Annotated in this window: 18 protein-coding genes; all 18 read right to left on the reverse strand. The window is 71.0% G+C overall.

The features are described from left to right. Nucleotides 1-51: 51 nt before the first annotated feature. A complete protein-coding gene (locus tag ACTWQR_RS21765) occupies nt 52-885 on the reverse strand; it encodes an IPT/TIG domain-containing protein (RefSeq protein ID WP_443228782.1) in 834 nt (277 codons plus the stop codon). Between the two features lie 73 nt (nt 886-958). Then, nucleotides 959-1,384 (reverse strand): hypothetical protein, encoded by a 426-nt coding sequence (locus ACTWQR_RS21770; protein WP_443228783.1) that lies wholly within the window; start codon nt 1,382-1,384, stop codon nt 959-961. Beyond that, nucleotides 1,384-1,665 carry a DUF7210 family protein gene (locus tag ACTWQR_RS21775; RefSeq protein WP_443228784.1) on the reverse strand — a complete coding sequence of 94 codons (282 nt, stop codon included), beginning with the start codon at nt 1,663-1,665 and terminating at the stop codon, nt 1,384-1,386. The genes ACTWQR_RS21770 and ACTWQR_RS21775 overlap by 1 nt, the downstream gene beginning before the upstream one ends. Before the next feature lie 40 nt (nt 1,666-1,705). Continuing rightward, nucleotides 1,706-2,242, reverse strand: coding sequence for a hypothetical protein (locus tag ACTWQR_RS21780; protein WP_443228785.1), 537 nt, complete (start codon nt 2,240-2,242; stop codon nt 1,706-1,708). Continuing rightward, complete coding sequence (locus ACTWQR_RS21785; RefSeq protein WP_443228786.1) at nt 2,242-2,574, reverse strand: hypothetical protein; 333 nt, start codon at nt 2,572-2,574, stop codon at nt 2,242-2,244. Before ACTWQR_RS21785 ends, ACTWQR_RS21780 begins: the two co-directional genes overlap by 1 nt. Nucleotides 2,575-2,592: 18 nt before the next feature. Next, nucleotides 2,593-3,447: a hypothetical protein gene (locus ACTWQR_RS21790; RefSeq protein WP_443228787.1), complete on the reverse strand. Its 855-nt coding sequence runs from the start codon at nt 3,445-3,447 to the stop codon at nt 2,593-2,595. A gap of 10 nt (nt 3,448-3,457) precedes the next feature. Next, nucleotides 3,458-4,027 (reverse strand): hypothetical protein, encoded by a 570-nt coding sequence (locus ACTWQR_RS21795; RefSeq protein ID WP_443228788.1) that lies wholly within the window; start codon nt 4,025-4,027, stop codon nt 3,458-3,460. A 149-nt stretch (nt 4,028-4,176) separates the two neighbouring features. Continuing rightward, on the reverse strand, nt 4,177-4,638 hold the full coding sequence (locus tag ACTWQR_RS21800; RefSeq protein ID WP_443228789.1) for an IPT/TIG domain-containing protein: 462 nt from the start codon (nt 4,636-4,638) through the stop codon (nt 4,177-4,179). A 193-nt stretch (nt 4,639-4,831) separates the two neighbouring features. Further along, on the reverse strand, nt 4,832-5,581 hold the full coding sequence (locus ACTWQR_RS21805) for a GP88 family protein (RefSeq protein WP_443228790.1): 750 nt from the start codon (nt 5,579-5,581) through the stop codon (nt 4,832-4,834). Nucleotides 5,582-5,620: 39 nt separating this feature from the next. Then, nucleotides 5,621-6,868, reverse strand: coding sequence for a hypothetical protein (locus tag ACTWQR_RS21810; protein ID WP_443228791.1), 1,248 nt, complete (start codon nt 6,866-6,868; stop codon nt 5,621-5,623). Next, a complete protein-coding gene (locus tag ACTWQR_RS21815; protein ID WP_443228792.1) occupies nt 6,868-7,134 on the reverse strand; it encodes a hypothetical protein in 267 nt (88 codons plus the stop codon). The genes ACTWQR_RS21810 and ACTWQR_RS21815 overlap by 1 nt, the downstream gene beginning before the upstream one ends. 83 nt (nt 7,135-7,217) lie before the next feature. Beyond that, complete coding sequence (locus ACTWQR_RS21820; RefSeq protein ID WP_443228793.1) at nt 7,218-8,510, reverse strand: phage major capsid protein; 1,293 nt, start codon at nt 8,508-8,510, stop codon at nt 7,218-7,220. A gap of 224 nt (nt 8,511-8,734) precedes the next feature. Next, entirely contained in the window at nt 8,735-10,651 is a 1,917-nt protein-coding gene (locus tag ACTWQR_RS21825) for an NUDIX domain-containing protein (RefSeq protein ID WP_443228794.1), read from the reverse strand. Between the two features lie 59 nt (nt 10,652-10,710). Further along, a complete protein-coding gene (locus ACTWQR_RS21830) occupies nt 10,711-10,932 on the reverse strand; it encodes a hypothetical protein (protein ID WP_443228795.1) in 222 nt (73 codons plus the stop codon). Nucleotides 10,933-10,944: 12 nt separating this feature from the next. Further along, nucleotides 10,945-11,598 (reverse strand): hypothetical protein, encoded by a 654-nt coding sequence (locus ACTWQR_RS21835; protein ID WP_443228796.1) that lies wholly within the window; start codon nt 11,596-11,598, stop codon nt 10,945-10,947. A gap of 97 nt (nt 11,599-11,695) precedes the next feature. Further along, complete coding sequence (locus ACTWQR_RS21840) at nt 11,696-11,965, reverse strand: hypothetical protein (protein ID WP_443228797.1); 270 nt, start codon at nt 11,963-11,965, stop codon at nt 11,696-11,698. An 11-nt stretch (nt 11,966-11,976) separates the two neighbouring features. Next, entirely contained in the window at nt 11,977-22,887 is a 10,911-nt protein-coding gene (locus ACTWQR_RS21845; RefSeq protein WP_443228798.1) for a hypothetical protein, read from the reverse strand. Nucleotides 22,888-22,958: 71 nt separating this feature from the next. Next, entirely contained in the window at nt 22,959-23,171 is a 213-nt protein-coding gene (locus ACTWQR_RS21850) for a hypothetical protein (protein WP_443228799.1), read from the reverse strand. Nucleotide 23,172 lies beyond the last annotated feature (1 nt).

Below are 23,172 nucleotides of genomic sequence, written 5' to 3' on the forward strand. Positions count from 1 at the left end.
GGGGACCTCCCTGTCTTCGTCGGGGCGGAGGGGTTCGGCCGCAGGCCTGGGTCACGCGTAGGTGAAGCCGCCGGTCTTGGTGACGTTGCCGCCCGCGGAGACGACGACGACGTCCTTCGCGCCGGTCGTCCCGACCGGGCTGATGACGGACAGCTCCGTGTCGTTCTTGAGGATCAGACCGGTGCCGGCCGTGCTCCCGAAGTTCACGGCGGTGACACTGCCGAGATCGGTGCCGGTGATCGTCACGGCGGTGCCGCCCGCGGCCGGGCCGCCCGACGGCGTGATGGTGGCGATCGTCGGCGTCGGAGGCTGGAACGCCGGGTCGTCCGTCAGCACGTACCAGGCATCCGTGTCATCCCCGCCCTGGACGGCCAGGCGCAGCGGCAGGACGCTCTCCTTGGTCTTGGCGAGTTCCTTGGAAACGCCCTCCATCTGCATCGTGCGGGGGATCACGTAGCGGTAGTGCTTGCCGCCGTCGATGACCTCGATGCACCCGGCGATCTCGGTGCGGCCTCCGATCCGGGGCGGGGCGAACCGGAAGTGCTTTCCGCCTCCCGCGGCCGGGGTGATGGCCGTGATACTGCCGCCGCCGTACACCGCCTTGAAGTTGCGGACGGACCACTGCTGCAGGTCCACCTCGACGGTTGCCGCGTCGGTCGTCTGGAACGTGCGGGTGGGGTAGGAGGACTGGGCGGAACGGACCTGCTCGAAGTTCGGCTCAGAGTTGAACTTGAGGGAGTCCTCGGTGAACAGGCCGACTGTGTACCAGCCTTCGGGCATGGCCACCGTGGCGTCGGCCGGGGCGACGGTCCCGACCGGGGCCAGCCACATGCGGCTGAGCTGAGGGATGAGAATCTCGTTGTTGTTCGTGGTCTCGCCAGCCATGGCGGCCTTCTCCTTGGTGTCCGGTGGTGGGGCGCGGACACCTTGGAGAGCGGGGGTGGTTAACGTCGCGTCGTCACGGATGCAGGGTGACGGAGAGGTTCATGACCCACCTGGGTTGGCCGTCGACGAGGGGGCTCCACACCAGCAGCCCGGACGGCTTGATGCCGCTGATGACCGGCCGGCCGGGAACGTGGGGCGCCTCCACGAGGTCCTGTGCGGCCTTGGCGCAGCGCAGCAGGATCTTCCGCAGTTCGGCCTTGCCCGGCCATCCGCCCGGGTCGCCGTACGCCTCGAGGGTCACCTCCGGTGCGATCCTCCAGCGCAGGTCCGCCAGGTCGCCGCCGGGGCCGTGGTCGATGCGCAGGTGCGGCCAGGGCGCCTCTTCGATCCCGGACACACGGCCGGGGCCGCCGAGCGCGTCGGCGACCTCCGGGTGTTCCTGTAGCCAGGCGAGGATCGCAGAGACCGGATCCGCGTCCGCCAGGGTCAGCTCGCTCATCAGACCTGGGTGGCGTAGCCCTGGCCGTGCAGGCGTTGGGCGTAGTCCGGGGAGACGAGGAGCTTGGCGCCCGGCGGGTAGTCGGTGCCGTCGATGGTGTGGTGGTGCGCCAGAGTGACGGTGACCGGGTCGACGCCGGCGGGCAGGGCGGGGCCGACGACGTCCGGGTCGGCGGCCGCCGTGCGGGCGGGGCGGGGCGGGGCGGTCTCGGTGACGGCCTCGACGGATTCCTCCGCCGCGGCGTCCGCGGCGGGCTTCTTGGGGGTGGAGTTCGTAGCCATGGCGCGCACTGTGCGGGCGCGGGCCGCTTGTGTCGCGTCGTCAGCGGCGGGCGGCGACGATGGCGGCCGCGCGGGACATGAAGTGTGTGCCGTCGGCGCGCAGGTTGCCCGGGTAGACGGTTCCCACCTCGGCCTCGACGACCATGGGGGCTTGGACGGAGACGGTGACCGTGACCCGCTTCCCGGCGACGACCGGCTGACCGGTGTTGATGTGGCGGGCGATGCCCTCCGGGTCCTTGTGCGCGCGGCAGCGGCAGTTCTTGAGGTTGGCGACGGCTCGGGAGGTCTCATCGAGCGGCTCGAGCATGTACGTCGTGGGGCCGACGCCGCGGTGCACCATGTCCCAGCGCATGGAGTCGATCGCGAACCGGAGATTGCCGGGGACTTCCTGCCCGTTGGCGGAGACGTGGGTGGGGCGGACCTTGTCGTCGCCCATGGTCACCCATCGCTTGGTGGGCGGTGCCAAGCGCTTCGCCTCGATCTCGACCTGGTGGGCGATGCGCTGCACTGCGGGGGCCAGCATGCGGGCGAGCTGCGCCTCCAGGCCCTGCGCGGGCGTGAACTTCGCATCGGCCATCACGGCGCCTCGGGCGGGTTGAGCGTGGCGGTGGCCTGGACGTAGTCGACATCAGGCACGCCGGGGACCGCGTGTTCGCGGGTGCTCGACAGCGTCCAGGACCGGCCGGTCTCGTCGGAGATGGTGTCGCCCTCCTGGACCGGCCAGGCCTGCGGGTCGAGCCGTACTGACCATGAGCCGTCGGGCTGCTCGAGGACCGACCCGGGCCAGGTGCCGCGCGGGGCCGGCTTCTGGTTCGGGTTCGGCGGTACGGGCACGCCGTTGGCGTCGCGCGCCCAGGGGTGGGCGAGCGCGTACACCGTGAGTACGGCGTTCGGCAGCACGACGGCCATGGTCGGCAGCTCCCTTCGTCAGCGGCGTCCGCGAGTGGAGGAGTACGGCCACGGCGGGCGTGCGGGCCGGTTGAGGGGCTGGAACAGGCGGCGCTTCCAGCGGGAGAGGCTGCTGAGCTCGGGCAGCGCGCCGGCCTGGCCGGTAGTCGGGGCCGACTCGTAGGAGATCGACTGTCCCTCCGCGCTGACGGAGGACACACGGCGGCCCTGGGAGCCGACGCCACCAGGGCGGAGGCGTTCGGACTCCGCGGCGTGGGTGGTGACGTACCGGACGACGGGGTCGTTGGCGGCGCCGTTGAAGCCGACGAGGAAGTCGACGTCGTAGGTGCCATCTCCGCGGCCGCGGTAGGCGGAGACCTGGACCAGGTCGTCGACGTCGAACGGCCACGAGGCGGGGTCCTCGAGTCGGTCGTCCCGGCCCCCGTGGGGTGTCAGGGCGGTGCGGGTGACGAGCTGGGGGATGACGGGCTGACCCAGGTATCCGACGACGTCGGACTGTGCCTTGCGGATGGCGGTGAGCAGGTCGTCGCGCTGCTCCGCTGTGAGAGGGAGCGGGACGCCGAGTTCCTTGGCGACCGCTTCGGGGGAGGTGACGAGGCCCAGCCCGAGGGGCAAGTCCAGGCGTACGGACTCGTCCTTGACGGGCTGGGCTCCCTCGCTCGGGGTGAAGGTGACAGTCGCCCAGTAGCGGCCGGGAGGCACATCCGGGAGCGCGAACCGGTAGACGCCGGCGCGCATCCGGGCGGCCGGTCCGGCGCCCGCCACGAAGGTGGTGCGGTCCGGGCCGCCGTAGAGGGACACGCTGGTGACCTGTCCCCCTGCCGGTTCGGGGTCGTAGTGCGCCCCGCCGTACATGGGCTGGTAGTCGTACACCCCGGGCTCCTTACTTCTCGGCCTGGGCGGCGATCCGCGCGGCCTGGTCCTGCAACCGGCCCCTGATGCGCGCGGCGACGCCCTCGGAGACGTGGGCGCCCGCAGGCTGCAGGAGTCGGTGCACCGGGTTTCGGTGCGGCCCGAGGAACGTCTTCTCGACCAGGCGCACAGTGCAGACGAGGACGGAGCCGTACTCGGTGAGCGGGACGAACACGGAGTCGACGTCGGCCGGGGGCTGCTTCGTGGCGTCGTCGATGATGACCTCGGCGAGGTTCTCCTCGTCGGGGATGACCTCGGTGGGGGTGGCGTACACGGGCGCCGCGGGTGCCGCCGGGGGCTCCTGTACGGCCGGGGGCTCGAGCGGTGCGGCTTCGGGTGCCTTCGCGGCGCTGTCGGCCGGGGCTGTCTCCTCCACGGTGGGGGCCGTCTCGTCGGCGGCCGCCGTGGTGTTGGCGTCTCCAGCGGGCGCGGACTCGTCCGCCGCCGCGATGCTGGCCGACTCCGCGGCCTCGGTGGTGGCGTCGGAGGCCTCCGCGGGCTTCGCGGCCGCGGTCTTACGGGTACGGGTGGTGCCTGCCATGAGTGGCTCCCTCTCGGGGGTTCTTGTCCGGACGGCGCGCACCCTGCACACCGGACGTTGCTTGTGTCGCGCCCTACCTCGAGCGGGTGGGAGCGCAGTGACCCGGGCGGCCCCTGGTTGGTGCGCAGGGGCCGCCCGGGTCAGGTGGATCAGGCGTAGGTGAAGCCGCCGGTCTTCGTGACGTTGCCGGAGTCGGCCGCGACGACGACGTCCTTCGCACCGGCCGTACCTGCGGGGGTCTTGACCCGCAGCTCGGTTGCGGACACGACCTTGAGCTCGGTGCCCGGGGTGGCGCCGAAAGTCACCGCGGTGACGCCGGCGAGGCGGGTGCCCTTGATGGTGACGGTGGTCCCGCCCGCGGCCGGGCCGGTGGCCGGGCTCACGGTCGCGACGGTCGCCGCCGGGGCGAAGAGTCGATCGATCTCGGACTGGGGAACGATGGTTCCGGCCTGGTAGAGCAGGTGTCGGCGGGAGCCTTCGGCGCGCCCGTCGCCGGGCCCGTAGGGCTTCGACTCGTACACGTCCTCGGTGATCCGCATGGGGACGTCCGGGACAGCGGACGCGGGGAACGCCGACCTCTTGATCAGCGTCCCGTCTTCTCTGTGCAGCATGGAGGTTGGTCCCTTCTGGGGTCGGTGGCCGGCGAAGAATGGAGTGCGGGGCCGGCTTGAGTCGCGCGCTACCGGGAGAAGGGGGCACTTGCCCAATTGGGCAAGAATGATCTTGATGCCGTCCGGCACGGATCCGGTGCCGGGTGACGCTTGCCCAATTGGGCAAGAACGATCATGGTGTGCCCCGTGACGACTACGGCCGTCCGCTCTCGAACTGCTTGCCGGGGCCGCGGCGGCGCTCGTCCTGGGCGCGCTGCAGGTCACTCCACCGGTGGGGGCCCTGCTTCTTCTTGAGGTGCTTGATGTTGTTCGCGGCGATGCCGACCTTCTGCGGGCCCAGCACGGACACCAGGCACCCCTCCGAGGCCGTGCCGCGGGAGGCGTATCCGGCCTCGGCGAGGGACTCCTCGTCGGGGAAGATGTCGACGTGCCGCTCGATGGTCACGTCGACCAGGTGGTCCTCGCGGCCGCCGAGCGAGTACACCCACTTGAAGTTCTCCGGCGGGTCCGGTTCGACGGCCTCACGGAACAGAGAAACGCTCTTGGTGTACGCGTAAAAGCGGACGCCTGGCGCGGCCCTCATCACACGCATCCAGGCATCGGTGTACGGCCGAGAAAAGAAGTCACCGGCGTCGTGGCAGCGAACCCAGCGGTCTTGGTACCGCTTGTGCTGGAGCTCGGCGGTCATCTGCGCTTCCCAGCCGGGCAGATCGTCCAGCACCATCATCAGGTTCGCCTCGTGCCGGGCCTTGACGCCCGGGAATCGGTAGGCGCCCTGTCGTGCGTAGCAGAGCGGGGCGCAGATGCCTGCCGAGGGGCATGTGTTGTAGTTCCGGCCGTCGGGCAGGGTCCCGGCCCACGCCGGGATCGACCAGTTGTAGATCCCCTGCCTGCGCATGTCTGTGTTCTGGGTGAGTAGCCACCGTGGCTTCTTGTCAGTCATGCCGGGGACCGTGGGGTTCCGGCACTGCTTGCGTCGCGTTCAGAGGATCCGCAGGTCGTCCCAGCCGTCCGGGCCGACGCTGAACACCAACAGGCCCGAGGACGAGACTTCGCCGGAGCGGACGGCGTACCAGTCGCTGCCGTTGTCCAGGGTCGGGGCCTGAATCCACAGTCGGCCGTTACCCATCTGCTGTGCCCGGAAGTGGTGGAAGTGGCCTGTGATGAGGATGTCGGCATCGGCCACGGGCTGGCGGCCGAAGGTCTGCCCCCGCCACCAGTCGCCGGCCTTGTCCGGCCGCGGGTACTGGTGGCCGTGGGACAGGCCCACGATCTTCCCGGCGACGTCGAGCGACACGGTGTCCCGCCACCGCTCCGGCATCACGAACGAGACGTGTCCGTAGGCGTCCTGGTTGCGGGCGTAGGCGTCGGCGATCTGGGACATGACCTCGATGCCCCAGTCGTCGACGGGCGGGCCCACGGCGTCCTTCCCGCGGCGCACACGGCCGTGGTTGCTGCCGCAGGTCGCGGCGACGACGCGGCCGAACTTCCCGGCGAGGCGGTCCAGGCCCTCGAAGGTGATGCGCCGGTGGACACGGACCATCTCGGTCAAGGTCAGGTCGTTCGTGAACGCCTGCTGCGCCGTGTTCTCGAACCCTTCGACACAGTCTCCGGCGTCGGCCCAGTAGGCGACGGACGGACCGCGGCCTACGGCCTTGAGGTCACGGATGTGGTCATCCAGCCTGTCGAACCGGTCGGCGACCCGGGCGATGAGCTCCGGGGTGCCTCCGTCTCGGCCCACCTTCCCGGCCTGGGCATCGGCGTACACCACGACCAGGGCGCGCTCCGCAGTGTCGAAAGCCGGGCGGGGCTTTCGACGGCGACGCATCGCGTCCCGTACGAGAGTGTCGACGTCACCGGCGGACAGCCACGCGGGGGCGGCCGGCTCGATGACGTACCGGCAGCGCCACACGGCGCGGGTGACGGCGTCGTCGCCCTGGTTGTCGCGGTGCCATGCGGCCGGATCATGCTTGGCCTCCACGAGGCGGACGCGGAAGCCGTCGGGAATGGCAAGGCCCATCGCCTCGACGCGCTCGCGCCAGTCGGCCTCTCCCGCGGGCGGCTTGTCGGCGGGCGGGGCGGTGACGACCATGGTGCCGCCCGGCTCGAAACGCACACCGGACTCCCAGCCGCGGGGTGCGGCCGGATAGACGCGCTCCGCCTGGGTGGCCTGGCTCTGGCCGTCGGAGACAGGCTCGAGGAGCGCCTGCAGCTCGTTGTTCAGGGTCATCACTCGCACCGGCATCCGTTGGGCTTCCCGCGGTGTCGGTTGACGGTGTAGGCGGTCACGGCGTCGCCGTAGCGGCTGAGCGTCTCGGCGATGGCCGTAGCGGAGACGTTGGTCGTGTCCAGCGCCGCGCGGAGTGACGCGGCCACGTCGGCATCTGCGGCTTCCAGGAGGGCACCAACGCTGCAGCGGGGGCCCCGGTGAGCTGCGGGGGCGCCCGTGAGGGCGTCCAGCTCCTGGGCGAGGCCTATGGGTTGTTTCTCGATCACCGAGCGTCCTCCGTCGTCTTGATGGTGGTACGTGGGAGGGGGTGCACCCGGCGCCCGGGTGCACCCCCTCACTCCGGCATGGATCAGCCGGTCGGCTGGGTCCAGGAGCCGATGACGAACGACTCAGGGCGCGGGACCTCGAGCGCCAGGCGCTCGTCGGCCCTGAACGTGATCAAGCCCTTCTCATAGTTCTCGGCGTTCTCCGAGGAGACGGTGACGGAGACGTTCTCTCGGTCGTGGAGCTGTGCGCCGAGCCCGAACGCACCGATGAGGAAGTCGGTGTCAGCCATCGCGGTCGTCTCGACGACATTGAGGCGCCACACCTTCTTCTCGGCGCCGATGGCGACGGCGATGGCGACTCGGAAGGCGCCGTTCTTGTCCTCCTCGACCTCGACGTGCTCCCACATCGTGGGCGACAGGACGATGCCGGTCGGGTCGTACTCGGCGAGCAACGCCTTCGTGATGCTGCGCCGAATCTGGACGCTGTACTGGTCGGTCGGGAGCCCCTGGTACTGCTGGACGCCCGGCGTGTTGTAGATGCCGGTGAGGGACTGGCCGTCGCCGACGCTGTGCAGGAGGTCCCAGTCCTCGGCGTACTTGACGCCCTCCACCATGCGGGTGTTGATGAACGTCTTGAGGCGCGGTTCGTCGCTCAGGATGTTCTTGTGCGCGTCGAGGAGGTGCGCGACCTCTGCGACCGGGTACATCACCGGGGTCAGCGTGAGCTTCGACCGCGGCGCGCGGCCCCAGGTGTCGGAGTCGGCGCCGGTGGCCGGCGAGACGCCGTCCGCCGCGTACCGCTCCTTGACCTGGCGGGCCGCGTTCGTCCAGCCGGTCTCTCGCGCGCCGTACAGGACAGCGTTCTTGGTCGTGGACTTCGGGAACAGATCCCGAATGTGGAACTTCCGGAACGGGCGCTCAGCGATGCCCAGGTTCTGCGCGGAGCCGAGGACCTGGTGGGTCACGGAGCCCGCCGACATGGAAAAGATGGACTTTCCCTCGATGTCGGCGCGGATGTACGGCTTGTCACGGAACTGCTGCGACGTGGCGCTCTGGAAGGAACCGGACTCGACGAACAGGTCACCGAGGGACTTCTCCTCGACGCCCATGGGGCGCTGGCCGTAGTGGCTGGCCGCGGCCGGCGCCGACTCCGGGGCCTCGAGGTACTGCTTGATCTCGAGGTTGCTCTGCTCGGCGTCGATGAGGGCCTTGATCTCCTGCGCCTCGCCGGAGACCTTGCGGAAGGCCTTCGCCTGGTCGGTGGAGACGACGAACTGGCCGCCGTCCTCGACCTTGAAGGTCTGGCTGATGCGCTCGGCTTCGGAGGACTTGAGCTGGAGCGCCTTCTGCAGTTCCTCGATACGTGCGGTGGGCATTTGGGGTGCTCTCCCTGTGCTGGGTGCGGTTGACGTGCGTCGCTCGCCCGGCCAGCACCGGGACGCCTCAACGCGAGGCGGAATGGAAAGGGGAGAGGGGTGTTAACGTCGCGTGCTGCCCGCTCGGGACGTCAAGAGCGGGCAGCGCATGGGGTTTGACCTGCTGTTTTGTTGTCGGCTTGTCTGTGGGGTCCGTGCGGAGTGTGCGGGCGCGTGGGTGTAACTCAGCTCCGCATCAGGGCGAGTGCGGCCTTCACCTCGTCGGGGTCCAGGCGGACGGTTTCCTCCGGCTCCGCGGCCGGTTCGGCGTCCTCTTCGTCCTCGTCTTCGTCGCCTACGGGGTCGGTGTCCTCGTCGCCGAAGGTGTCTTCGTCCCACAGGTCCAGTCCGGGAGTTCCGCCCGTCGGCCGGTTCGCGGCCGGGGCCTGCTCCTCGTAGACGTCGAGGCCCTTGGTGGACAGTGCGGCGATCAGCTCCCGGACCCTGTCGCGGACGTCCCCGAGCTGCTCGGGGCCGGCGGTGCTGCTGCTGACGCGGGCGGTGGCGTCGGCGAGTGCTCCGACGGTGGGCTGTACGACGCGGGCGTCGACGTCCTCGTCCTCGGTGGCGGTACGGGCCGCGGTGCCCTCTGGCACGACGATGGTGGCGAGCTCCACGGGCTGCGGCTTGTCGAGCGTGATCTCACCAGCCGTGACCGTGTACGGGATGGCGTAGTGATTGCTGCGCCGCTCGTCCTCGCTGTGTACGGAGACGATGACGCGGTCCGGGTAGGTGCCCTCGATGCACGTCCAGGTGCCGCCGTCTTGGTCGAGGAGCTCGCGGACGGTGTCGGCGAGGCGGGCGCGGAACTGTTCCTGCGACTCGGGCAGCGGCTTGGGTGACATCACGGGGGCCTCCAGCGGGGCGGGGATTCTGCTCTTGGCCTCGGCGACCATGGAGCGGGCTGACTTGTGCTCGATGCGCGGCAGGGCGCGGGCGGCCTTCACTGCGGCGTGCGCGGACTTCTTCTCGTCGCTCCCGAGGGCCTGGTAGCGGGACATGACTCCTTCGGTGAATTCCTTGGCCTGGGGCGTGGTCTTCGGAGCTGGGGCGTGCGGGAGGGCGGCGCCGGCCAGGAGCGCCCACGGGGTCTCGCGGCACTCCGGCCGCAGGAGCGTCATGTCGGGCAGTGCGGTGATCGGCCACCAGGCGGTGACTTCGGTCGCGTCGCCCTTGGGGTCGTCTGGGTTGGCGACGCGGCGGTCGTCGTGGGGCGCGTTGATCGGCACGGAGTCCTCGGTCGGGACCACGGCGACGTAGCCGCGGTATATGCCGTTCGTGGCGGTCCAGGAGCCGACGACGCTGGCCGTGCCGGGCAGGGTCGAGCCGGTCTCCTCTTCCCACTCGCGCAGCGCGGCCGTGAGGGGGTCCTCGCCGTTTTCGCGGTGCCCGCCGGGGATCTCCCACGTTCCCGCTGCGGGGTCGTCGTCGTCGAGTGCGCGCTGGATCATGAGTACGCGGCCGGTGTCGGCGGCCTTCACCACCAGGCCCGCGACCTTGATGGTGTCGTCCTTCGGGGTCGTGACGACGTCGATCTCGACGTGGGAGGGCGTGGACTTGTACTCGAGACCGTCGTGCCCACCGGTTGCGGACTTCACTTCCAGGCTGCGCGTCAGGGGGTGCGCGCCGTGCAGGACGGGCGAGACCTCGAAGAGGTCCAGGTGGTGGATGACGCGCACGCCGTCGCCGCGGAGGCTCGCGTTGGATTCGGCCACGCGGTAGCCGATGGAGAACGCGGCCTGCTGGTGCTCATGCCACTGCTTGACCTGCTCGTAGGCGTCGCGGCCCTGGCGGGTGCGCAGGTTGTAGAGCACGGTGGCGACCAGGGCGCCGGCCTCGGGCGGCCAGCCGGGGATGTCAGCGAATCGGCGGTCTCCGGGGAGCCACTCCTCGACCTCGAGGACGACGCCGACGGGGTCTTTCCACCCGTGGTGCCACACGGTCTTGACGGGCCGTGTGGCCAGGGTGCGGGCGAAGGCGCCGGGCATGATGAGGTCGTTGACCTCGTCGACCACGCCGGTGACGGCATAGATTGCCCGGCTGGTGCCTCGCTGGGTGGTGCTGGGACGTGCGGGTCTGGTGGGTGGAGCAGCGGTCGGCACGGCGGGGAACCTCCGGCGGTGGACAGTGGGCCGCCGGGCACCGTGCCGTTCTCGTAGAGCTACTGTCCTGCGCTGACCTCTGCGGTCTGTTTGGGCTGCGTCTCAGCCTCGGAGCGGGCCATGGACCACCCCTTGGTCCAGTAGCGGTATCCGAACCGCTCCTCAACGCTGCTGCCGTACATGTTGTACGGGCAGGCGTCGGAGGGGTCACCGTTGGTGAACGCGGCCTTGCCCTCGTTGAGCCGGTCCTGGAAGGTCTGACGGTCGAGCTGGATTGGCACGGTCGGATCTCCTTACTGGCCCGCGAACATTGGGTCTTGGACGCCGCGGTCGCTGGCCTGGGGTGGGCCGCTTGGGGCCGCTCCTCCTGCCGCGTTCGCTCGGTCCTCGCCGTTGTGGTGCGTCTGCGTCATCTGCGCGCCGTCAACGTCGGTCGACCATGCGTCTGGGTCGGTGTAGCGCCACACCTGGCCGTCGCTGTCCCGTACCCATCCGGTCAGTGTGCCGTCCGGGGCCTTGTCGAGCCAAGCCTGTTCGCCGCCGCTGCCGGCGTAGGCGCACCAGGCGTCGGGGCCGTCGGGGTCGGTCTCGTCGCCCTCGTTGTACTCGTCCCCTGCCCAGGGGCGGGAGTCGTCGTCGGGCTGTTCCGGGGCGGCGCTGGGGTCTTCGCCGACGCTCTCGCCCTCCGCTGGGACGTCCGGCGCCGGTGGCGCCGCGGGGTCCTCTGCTGGTGCGGCGGGGTCCTCCTCGGGGGCGGCCGGGGCCGCCGTCGGATCTTCGGGCAGGTCCTCCTCGTCCTCGGACAGTTCGGGGTTGGAGACGCCGGGGCCGGCCTCGCCGAGCGGAGCCTCTTCGGTGCCCGCGGTCTCCTCGTTCTCGTCGTCTTCCTCCCCGAAAGGCTTGCCGCCCTGGGGGAGAGCCTTGATGGCGAATCCGTATCTGGTCACGGGCGGAGGATGCGCATGCGGGGTGCCTTGTGTCGCCGCCACCGTTGCACTCCACATGACCAAGATCATTCTTGCCCAATTGGGCAAGTGGCCCGGATCAGCTCTCTGGCACGCGTGCCTGTCTTGGTACGGCTCCGCTCTCCTCGACGACGTTGGTGTACTCGCGGAGCACCGCGAGGACGGACGCGTCGTCGTCACCGGCAACGGCCTTCATGGGTCCGGTCGGTGACAGGGCGATGGTCTCGCCCTGGTGGAGCTCCACAAGGGCCGCGGCCCGGTACGACCCGATCACCGGGCGGTCGGCCCGCCCGGTGATCTGCACTGTGTAGGTCGCACCGTCGTCGAACGCTCCGGTGACGGTGAACACTGCCTGCCTCCTTACCTGGTGGCCATCAGGCCCAGGAGGAACGCACGCAAGTCGTCGTCCTGGTACCAATCGCCGCTGAACATCGCCTGCACGGACCGCGCGAGACTGTCACCGGTCTCCGGTTGCGTCTGCTGCCGCCGCAGGAGCCGGTCCAGGGCGCTCAGCCGCATCCGGCGGGCGCCGGGCCGGCCGGTGTGCGTCCTGCTGAACCAGAACGCGCGCTGTGCGGCGTCCAGGTCGCCAAGGTGCCGGGCGAAGTGTTGCGCCAGAGCGTGTCCGGCGGTGCCCAGTCCCTCGTCGGCAAGGTCAGCGACCGTGATCCGCTGCGCGTCGGGCTCGTAGCGGCCCTGGTCGCCGTTCACGGCTGTCACGCGGCGTACCTCGGGGGTGCTGAGCCACGACCGCGGGATGAAGCGCTGAACGCCCCGTACGGCCCGCTCGGCGTCCGGGTCGGTGTCGGGGCCGAACACGATCGCGTTGTTGCCCTCGGGGCCCATGTCGCGGATGTCGGCCAGGGCCGCGGCAACTGCGAAGGGCACCGCGTCGGCGTACCGAGTGCGCATGTCGGCGTACTCCTGGCGGGCAGTCGACAGCTCGGTGCGGGCCGCCATGATCTCGACCTCGAGGTCCGGGTCGTCCGGGATCGTCGCGCCGCTGCGGGCTCCCTGGAGGCTGACCAGTCGCCGCTCGCTGGTGGCCACGTAGTCGTCGAGGTGCTGCAGTGTGGCGTGCGGGTCGTCGCCGAAGTCGTCGCCCAGGGCGGCGGACAGACGACGGGTCACGTCTTGGTCGACGTCGCTGCCGGCCGCCCGCAGGGCCGCCATGTGGCGCAGGGTCGTCAGGCCGGGGCCGCCGTCGGCCGCCCGGTCCGGCGTCCACTGGATGCGGTCCGACCGGTCCGGGAGCCGACCCGCGGCGAGCTGTCGCCACGTCGTGGGACGCCAGAAGGTGACACGGCGCTGCGACTGCCCGAACCGCCCCGGCTCCGGCATGAGGCCAGCCCAGTGGGAGATCCGTGCGGCCAGCGAGTCGCCGTCCGCGTCGGGCAGGTTCACTGCGCGGTGTAGGCGCGCCAGGCGGCGGGACTCCGGCCACTGCCGGACACGGCGCACCATGCGGCCTAGGAAGGCCCGCAGGCGGCGCAGGCGTTCGCGCGAGCTCCGGTACTTCTCGGCGATCTTCCGGGCGCCTGCCTTCACGAGCTCCGCGAGGCGCTTGGCCATGCGGATCAGGAGAGCGACGATCCGGGCGAGGAGTCCCGGCTGTCGGCCGGCGTCCGGATTGGCCGCGGCGACCCGGGCCGCGATCCGGCGGGCGGTTGCCTGCCGGGACCCGGCCATCTGCTGGGTGAGGATGCGGGCGATTCGCTCGGCGTCGCCCGGGTCCACGCCCGCGGCCTGGAGCTGCTGCAGGAGCGCGTTCACCGCGTCGTCCGCGTGCCCCGTGACTGCCCGGGTGACGTCCGGGTCGGCGTCGGGGTCGGTCGACGGTCGGCCCGCGACCTGGTCCGGGATGAGGCGCAGCAGGTCCCGCGCGCGGGCCGCCAGGTCCTCTTCGCTCTCGCCTTCCAAGGGCTCGAGGTCGTTGATGGTGCGCAGGGCTGCCCGCACGGTGTCGGTGTGGGCCTGGTCGCGGGTGTTGCGAAGGCGGCGCTGGGCGGCCGCCCGGTCCCGACCGGTGATGCCCGCGGCGTCGAGCGCTGCAGCCCCGTCCCTGCGGACGGACTGGCGGGCGTCGCGCAGGGCCTCGGCGGTGAGGCGCTGGGCGATCTGCTCGCGCAGGGCGTGGATGTCGCTGGGCGGCTCCGTGCCCGCGACGGCCTCGTCGATGATGCGCGCCGCGATGCTGCGGGCGTGGTCGCTGACGATCCGGTCGACGTCGGCCTGCGTCACCTGGTTGGGGTCGCGGGGCGTGCCGGTCGGCGGCAGGGCCGGGGTGGGCCGGTTCCGGTCGTAGATGTTCACGGCGCGGCCGCTGTGCAGACCGAAGTCGTGGACGTTGCCGTCCTCGTCGACACCGGTGAGCTGCATCCACCAGCCGTTGCGCTGCGGCTCGCTGATGATGGTCAGCCTCCGGTGGCCGTTGAACTGGTAGCCGGTCCGGCTGACGGGCGCGTCGATGACGTCGCCGGCGCGCAGATTTCCCGGCGTGTCCCGAGCCACGGGAAGCGGGGGCTCGTCCGGGGTGGGTGAGGGGTCCGGCGTGCTGGGCGCGGCCGGAGCGCTCGGGGTTCCCGAAGCGTCCGGGGTGGATGCGTCCGGGGTCGGGGTGGTGTCGTCGGCGTCGGGCGGGGTGACGGGGTCCGGCTCGGCTTCGGGGAGCTGCCACACGGGCATGGCCCCGTGGACGACTCGGCGGCGCCACTGCTGGTTCTCGTCCTCCAGGAGGAAGCTGCGCAGCCCTCCGGGGCCGTCCTCGGCGTCGATGACGCGGAAGATGCGCACCTGGTCGCCATGGCGCTCGTCGGGCATGGCCACCAGGTCGCCCTCGCCGGTCTGAGCGGCGTTCGACGGACGGGGCCGGTCGAGGCCTGCGGGCGGGTTACGGCCGGCGGCGTGGTCGAGGTGGTCCGCGGCGCGCAGTGCGGCGCGGCCCTCGGGTGTCGACGGGTCCGCGGCCGCGCGCAGTTGCGTGGCGAGGGCCGCGGCCTGCTCCGGGGTGACGGGCAGGTCTGTGGTGATCCGTACGGCGGCCTGGTGGGCGTCGGGGTCGTCGTCCGGGCCATCGGCGTGGTCGCCGATGACGTTCCGGTCGCTCGAGTCGAGGTCCGGGTCGATGGTCGGGCCGGTCACCGGGTCCACCGTGTGGGGGGTCTGGTGAACGGTCAGGTCGTCGTCCGGCTCGGGGGCGTCGTCCGGGCCGAGGTCCGGGGCGCCTCCGTCCGGGCCTTGGGCGCGCGGGAGGACCGCGCGGGCATCGACGTCGATCTCTCCTATCTCGCCGGTGGTGGTGTCGGCGTACTGCAGGGTGACGCGATCTCCGTCCCGGCTGGGCGGGCTGGTGATCGCGACGGTGGCGAGGTGGCCGTCGAGGTCCAGGACCACGACGTCGCCGTCCTTGAGGTCCGCGGCCGCAGGCTCGTCGATGCCGGTTACCGGGGCAGTGGCAGGGGCCTCGTCGCGTACCTCGCCGGTGACGTTGAGGTCTCCGGCGCTACGGGTGATGGTGCCGTCGGCCGTGGTGATGGTGACGGTGTCGCCGTCGACGGCATCGACGGGGCCGAGGAGGGCTCCGTCTGTGTCGCTGACGACGTCCTGTGTGGTCACGCGGTGCCCGTCGGCGGTCCAGCCGTCGGGGCGCTGTCCGTCGGTGACGGTGACCGTGGTCGGGGCGAGCGCGGTGTCGTCGTTGCCGTCGGACCAGTGCACCGAGACGGTGGTGTCGGTGGCGCCTGTGACAGTGCCCTCGCGGTCGCCGGTTCCGGTGACGGTGCTGCCAGGGAACACCCCTTGGCCGTTGCGGTCCGCCGGAATCTGGTTGGGCAGGTCCCCGGAGCGGAGCGCGGCCTGGGCGCCACTGGCCGGAGACCCGGGCACGACGTCGTCCGGCGCTTCCGCGCGGGCCGCGGTGGCGTTGACGGACGTGTAGATGTTCCCGGACGCGCCGGTGCCGTCCGGGTTCTCCGTGACCCAGGTGCGCCACATCTGGTCGGTGCGGCCGCGGCGGGTGACGTCCACGAGCTCGGGCGTGGTGTGGACATACCCAGCACGCTGGACGGGGCGGCCGCCCTTGGTGGTGCCGTTCATGCGGACCATGTCGCCGGGCACCAGGTCCTCGACACGGGCCCAGTGCGCGGGCTGCCCGCCGATCGGTTCCGGGTCCGGCTCCGGCTCGGGCTCCGCCGGCGGACGGGGGATGTCCTCCGGGGTGTTCACGGGCCCGTCCGGGACGGGTGCGGCGGGAGACGGAGCTTCGCCGTCGCCCTGCGGCTCGTCGGCGCGCGGCCGCTCCAGGTCGCTGTCCGGGCCGCCGAGGGCGTCACGGAACGCGCCTGCCCAGAAGGCGCGGCTGCTCAGGTCGGACAGGGCCTCACGCTGCTCGCTGGTGTTCCGCTTGTTGCGGCCGACGGCGTCGTGCAGCCACGTGAAGTCGTCGTGAGCCTGCGCCAGGTCGTCGCGGAGGTTCCCGCTGAGTGAGCGCTGGTCACGGAAGGCGTCGACGAGGGCGGACAGGCGGGCGTACCGCTCGTTCGCCTCCGAGTTGTTGCGGAGGGGCTCCGGGAGTTCCGGCATCGCGTGCCGTAGGTTCGCGAGACGCCAGGTCACGCTGTCCCACACGTCCGTGCTGCCGTTCGCCGGGTCGGCAGGGCCGCCCTGGAGAGCGAGGGTGACCAGGTTGGCGACGGCCGTGTCACGAGACTGGGTACGGCTGTTGCGTGAGTCGTCTATCCCGAAGAACGGTCGGGCCGTCCACCTGGGTCCGCGCTCGGGGTGCGACGCGTTCAGGTTGGTGATGGTGCCGATCCGCTGCCCGTTCAGCCACACGGACTCGCCCTTGGAAGCCTCGTCCGGACGGAGCTCGGCCATGTCGGCGTACTCCTGCAGCCGGTCACGACCGCCGTATCGGAATGCGGCGTCCTCGTCGCTCTCGCCTTCCATCGAGGCCGGCGGGGCAGGGGTGACGTCGTCGGCCGTGACGGTCGTCGGCTCCGTCGGCTCCTTGGCTGCGCGGCGCTCCTCTTCCTCGTGCGCGTGCCGTTCTGCGCGGTCGTCGTTACGGCGGGACTGCTTGAACTGCGCGAAGGTCTGGCGGCCGCCATGAGTGTCGAGCCATTCCTGCAGCTCCTCACTGGCGTACTGGCGCCACCGGTCGTTGGCCGTCAGGCTGCCGCCGGAGAACAGCTCTCGCTCGTCGAAGTCGGTAAAGCCGTACTTGTACTCGCGCTTGAAGAAGTAGCCGTTCGAGAAGTCGACGGCCTGCCGGTAGCGGGCCTCGTCCCAGTCGGCGAACTCAGCGCGAAGGGCCCGGTCGGTCTCTCGCTGCCGGTACTGCGGGTACGTGAGCCGGCCGTTACCGGCGTTGGTGTCGTCGCCGAACATCCAGAAGTTCAGCTCAGGGGAGGCCAGTTCCTTCGCGCGCTTGTTGCTGTATTTCCCGCCGGAGAACACGGCCCGCGGGTCGATGCCCTGGGCCTCGGCGTCCGGGCTGAGCATGCGCCCACCAGCGGCCTCCATGGCGGCCTGGAAGCGCTCCTCATCGAGGGCGTCGAACTCGCGGCGCATCCGTCCGGGGGTGGCCGGGGCGGGCACCGTGACGTCGGTGTCGCCGAAGCCGAGAGCCTCGTCCATGAGGCGGCCCTCGCGCTCCGCCTCGTCGGCGTTCGCCGGCGGCGTTTCCGGCACCGCAGCGCGGATCCGCTCGTCGACGTAGCCGTCGCGGCGGTCCATCTCCGCCATGACGCGCATGGTGTCTTCCGGGCCCAGGCCCTGCAGGGCAGCGGCCTCGAGCTCCGGGTCGCTCAGGGTGGTGAGGTTCTCGGGCAGGGTGAAGGCGCCAGAGCGCTCCTGCTCGTAGTCGTCCTGCACCGCACGGAGCGCCTGGGGAAGGTTGCGGCCTTCCCCGTCGCGCCATGCGGCGACGCTCGCGGGGCCCCACGGCTGGTGCCAGTCGAAGGGGTCGCCGTTGCCGTCGGTGATCTCCTCGAACCTGCTGGCGAGTGCCCGCGCCTCTTCGGGATCGTCGGAGGTCAGGGTGATGCCGGGCAGGTTCGTGCCGTTGCGGGCCTGGGCGAAGCGCCACACGGTGGTGCCGTCGCTCTGCGGCTCCGGGTACGTCGCCAGGCCGCCCTCGGGCGACAGTGCAAGGCCTTCCCGGTCCGCCAGGTCGGCCAAGAGGGCGCGCCGCTCGGGGGTGTCCTCGTCCGAGGTGAGTCCCTCGCCGTTCCGCCAGGCGTTCCGCAGAGAGTCGACGTCACGATGCCGGGAGCGGCCGCGGTCACCCTCACCGTCCTCGGTCGCGTCCGGAACGCTGAAGTCGGGCAGATTCAGGTGTGGCAGGCCGGGCCCGCCGGGGCCGCCGTTGCCGCCTCCACGGTTACGGCGGCGACGACGCCGGCGGCGCTCCTCGTCGTCCTCGCCCTCCGGGGCGTCCTGGTCGTCGTCCTCGTTCTCCGGGCCGTCGCCGTCGCCGCCGTCCGGGGAGTCGGGCGTGCCCGCACTCCCACCGTCAGGGTCGGCCGCTCCTCCGTCGGGGTCAGCGTCGCGGCGCTGCCGGCTCTCCTCCTCGTCGTCCTGGCGCTGCTCGTCCTCGTCGTTCCGGGCCTGGTCGTCGTCCTGGCCGCTCTGCTGCTCGTCGTCCTCGCTCTCCGGGGTGCTGCTCGTGTCGTTCTGGCCGTCGTCGTCCTGGCCTTCGTCGTCGCCGCGGCGTTCGCCGCGGTCGTCCTGCTCACCGCGGGCAATGCGCGCAGCACGACGGAACCGGTCGGCTGCGAGCTCCCCCTGCGGGCCTGCGAGCTCGTACTGCTCGGCGAGTGTGTCCAGGCGGTCGGCGATGTCGCGGAGCTCCGCATCCCGGTCCTCAGCAGAGTCGGCGCGGTCGAGACGGTCGTCGAGCTCCTGCATCTCCGGCAGCGAGTCGCCGCCCACGGCGTTCATGCCCTCGCCGAACAGGTCCTGCGCGCGGCTGGCCCGGTCGTCGCTGTCGCCTTGCTGCGGGCGGTTCGCGTCGTCGTCACGGGGGCCGCTCAGGCTCGGCAGGCCGCCATCCCGCATCTCCTGGGCGAAACCACGGGCCGCATCCTCGGGGGTGTCGTATCGGCCCTCGCTCGTCTGACCGCCCGGCCTCCACCAGTAGTAACGACCCTTCGGCTTGTCCCTTCCGAGGAGGCCCTCAATCCGGCCGTCGACGTAGATGTTGCGGGGGCCTGCACCCTTCTTCGGCTTGTCCAGCCAGACGTCGTCCCCCAGGTCGTCGGCCCATTCGTGGACGGCAGGGGTCGGTTCGTCAGGTGTGCCCTGCTGGAAGTCCGGATGGCGAAGGTCCCGCTCGGCCTTCATGCGGGCTGCGGTGGCCCACGACTTGGCCCTACGGGTCTCGTACGGCAGATCCACGTTCGGGTCGGTGAACTGGCTTTCCAGCCACGCGGCCTCGTCACGGATCTGGCGAAGGTCGTGCTGCAGATCGTCCGTCTCGCCCCGGCTGACGCGCTGGATGAGGTCCTGCAGCCGCTGAATCCGCTCGGGGTCCTGGAGACCTTCCCTGCGCTGGAGGGTGGCGATGTCGTCGCCGATGTCGGCCATGCGGGCACGGAGTTCGTCCGAGTAGGCGGGCCCGTGGACGGGCTGGGCGGCGGCCGCAGCTCGTGCCTCCTGCTCGGTGCGCCGTGCCGCATCGCGGGAGCGTGCCTCGTCCATCTCGCGGCGAACGTCAATGTTGCGGACGAGCGCGGCCACCGCAGCCGCGCGGCTGGAATGCTCCAGCGGACCAGAAGGTTCGTTGACCCTCTGGAACAGCCACTTCCTACCGAGCTGGCGGACGGTGCCGGCTTCTTCGCCGTCGACGGTCACCGGATACGAGCCGTCATCGTTGCGCTTGCCGATCTCGGCCCGCGCGAGCGCTTCGGCCCGTTCCTGCTTCTCCTTCTCCCGCTTCTCCCGGTCCTGTCGGGCGGCCTCACGCTTGCGCTGTTCCGCCCACAGGTGGCCCCGGCGGTTACCGACAGGCGAGAGTGCGAGCATGGCGTTGCCCTGAACGCGCGGGCCTTCCCCGGTGCTCGCGACGTGTCGGTTCTGCCACGCCTGCAGCTCCTCGAGCTCGGCCTCGATGTCCTCGTCGGTCATGTCTGCCGGTGACGTGTCCCGGATCGGCGCATCGGGCGCCGTGGCGTTGTCGGCTGCGTCCGTCTCGTCGGCAGGGGGGTCGGTCGGCGCCGGGGCGTCTTCGCTGTCAGGGGCGTCGGTGTCCGGTGCCGTGGTGTCAGCCTCCGGGGCGTCGGCATCCGGGGTCTCGATGTCCGGAGCGTCCGTGGACGGGTTGTCGCCTTCCGGGGTGTTGGCCTCCGGCGCGGTCATCTCCGGTACTTCCGGAGCGTCTTCGTCCGAGTGCAGTACGCGCAGTTCGTTGTCCGGGTTGAGGAAGTACTCACGGCCGTCTTCGGTGACGATGCGAACGCGGCCGCGGCCGGTACGGACCGGTGGCTTCGCGACCGTGTGCGTGCGGCCCTCGGCGTCGACGAACCGGTCCCCCTCCTCAAAGTCCTGAGGCGCACGGGTCTGCATGGGGCGCAGCTTGCTCGTGTCGCGGCCCTCGGCGGCCGCGAACATGTCCGGGGTGCCGAACTCGTCGTCCGGCCGGTCCAGCGGGTTGTCCGGGTCGGCGAACATCGGCTGCGGCTCGTCCTGGCCGACATCGAACAGGCCGCCCGGCTCCTCCACGGGCGCCTTGGGCTTCGGCTCCTCCTTCGGCTTCCGGCCGGCCCGGCGGGCTTCCTCCGCCTCGAGGACCCGCAGACGAGTGCGGTCGACTCCAGACAGCTCACCGCCGTTGGCCATCTCCCGCTCCATCAGGGAGACGATCTCGTCGCGGATCTCGCCGTCTTCCATCCCGGACGGGGCCTTGGCGGCACGAGCGGCCGCCGCGGGCGCGTTGACCTCGTCAGGGCTCAAGATGACCCCACCCGGGGCGTCGGCTGACGACGACTGGTCCGTGTCGCCACTGGCGGCGTCGGGAGCATCCGCGGTCGGGGCGTTGGCTTGCCCCTCCTCGCGCTTGGCCCGCAGCTTGGCCTCAGCCTCGTCGACGCGCTTGGTGTAAGCCTTGTGGGCGCGGATCTCCTTCGGGTCGGAGTCCACTCCTTCGCCGCCCGCCAGGGTCCACGCCCACTCGAGGAGAGCGCGGTGCGTTTCGACCGGGGCGGTCACCTTGAGGCTGCCGTTACGGTTCCTGGTGGCCTCGGTGAGGGCCTTCCGGGTGTCCGGGTCCTCCATGGCCGCGGTCTCTTCGACGTTCAGGAAGTCGGCGAGGGCCTCCGGCATCGTCAGGGTGACGAGGTTCTCGGGGTTGTCCCAGTCGTGTTGCAGCGGTTCAGGGGCAGGCTCGCGAGCTGCCCGCTTGCGCTTGTTCTCTTGGATCGCTCGGGCGTCAGCCGTGAATCGGTCGGCGTTGTCGTCCAGGTGCTCCTCGAGGCGGTGTAGCGCGCGCTGCATGCCGTCGTCCAGGCCGTCGGTGTCCAGCTCGTCGAGGGCGGTGAGGGCACCGCGCATGGCCTCGCCGTTCCGCCGGTATCCCTCGGCGCCCTTGGGGTCGTCCGTGACGTTCTGCATGTGCTGGACGAGGGCGCGGAACTCCTTGGGCGCACCGTCCGGCCACTGCTTCTCGGTGAACTCGTTGACTGCGGCCCAGTCCTTGAGGATGGCCTCGGCCGCGCGCTTGGCGTCGCCACTGTTGGGGTGCTGCTGCATGTTCGGGGTATCGCGCTGCACGTCCTCCGGGCGGCGGCGCGCCCTCGGGATGACGTTCATCGTGTCGCCGGTGTCCGCACCGAACTGGTGGACCTCACGGCGGCCGCCGAGATGGCGGGTGGTGAAGGTGCGGCCCCCCGGGTAACGGCGTACGCCCGTAATGACGTGGCCGAACTCTCCGCCCGCGACGACGTCGCCGACACGGACGCGGTCGGCGCGGACCTTCTCAGGAATGTGTCCGTCGGTGTGCCCAGACACTGCAACCTGGTTCGGCATCCGCCTCATGCGCACGCTGTCGCCGGATGTCATCGCCGTGCCGTCCGGGGAGGTCAAGGTGGCGTCCAGCAGGGGCGCCCACTTGGTCCTGTCCCCGTCGTAGGTGGGGGCGAGGGTGCCCTCGAGGGTGACCGTCTCCGGCTTGTCCTGATCCCGGGTGCTCGCTGGCCATTCGATGTCGCTGGCGCTCACGGTGACCTTGATGCGGTCGCCGGGGCGCAGCTCCTCACGGCTGACCGTCGCCGCGGTGTTGCTGTTGGCGGGCGGGGCGGGCCGGGCAGCGTCGAACTCCTGGCGGGTCCGCTTGATGGCAGCCTGGATGTTCTCGCCCTGGGCGGAGCGCCAGGTGCTGGCGGTTTCGTCGAGGTCCGGGTTGGAGAAGTCAAAGCCGCCGTTGCTCATGGCGGAGCCGCCGGTGTTGAGGTTGAGCTGCCGCGCGAAGTCGTGGGCTTCTTCCGGGGTGGCGAAGTCGCTGGCCGTGTTCATGCGCTGCCCGGTGCCAGTCGCGGTCAGGTACCAGCGGCCGGTCGAGTCATCGCGAAGGGCGATCAGGCGGCCGTCGTGCGTGGTCGCAAGGTGGTCGTCGTCGCCCGCGACGGACCGCAGGAACTGTGCCATCTCCGGCTTCTGGCCTGGCCGGTCGGCGAGGTCGAGGAAGTGCTGGCGGACGGCCGCGGTGTCCCGGAATCGGGAGGGACTGTGAGGCCGGTTGGGCAGCGCCTGGACGTTGACGGGCAGCTTGCCGTCCGCGGGCTCGTCCTGGTCGTCGTTCTCGCGCGGACCGACGGGGTCGTCGTCGCCGATGGGGCGGCCGCGGTCGTCGACGTCATGGGGGTCGTTCGGGGTGTCGGGGTCGCCGTCGTCGTCCCGGGCCACGCCGTTGCCGCGGCGCGGGTCCGTATGCCGCTTCTCGTCCTCCTCCTGGACCTTGTTCTCGTTGTCGGTCGGCGCGGTGCCGTCCGGGCGGGTGACCATGGACACCCACTTGGCACTGGTGGTGTGCCTGCGGCCGTTGAACTCGTTCGGGGCTGTCTGGTCCTGGACGAGGATGCGGTCGTTGGGGAGCGCGCGGACGACGCGCGCGAGCTTGCCGCCCCACAACCTGACGGTTCCACCCGTCTCGATAAACCGCCCCTTGCTGTCCCGCGGGTGCAGGGAGGGGTTCCACTTCCGGCGGGCGGCCTTGACCTCGAGTCGGGCACTCAGGTCCTGCAACTCAGCGTGCTCAGCGGCGGGGCGATTCAACATGTCGCGGACCATGCACACCGCGAGTGGTTAACGTCGCGCCCTACCGCGCGGGCGCGACCTGGGGCCGAGGCCTACATGGTTTCGGTGAGGATGTGGATGGCGAACCAGCCGGAGAATCCGAACCAGCCGACGGCGAATATGGCTCTGCCGACCTTGCTGGTGCGGGTGCGGAACAGGAGTCGGAAGTTCTCGGAGAGGGTGTCGTTCTCGCGCTTGTTGGCCAGGGCGATTCCCTCGGCGATGGCGAAGATGGCGGTCCAGACGATCCAGATGGCGGGCCACATG

Source organism: Streptomyces sp. 2A115 (assembly GCF_052245575.1).
Taxonomy (GTDB): Bacteria; Actinomycetota; Actinomycetes; order Streptomycetales; family Streptomycetaceae; genus Streptomyces.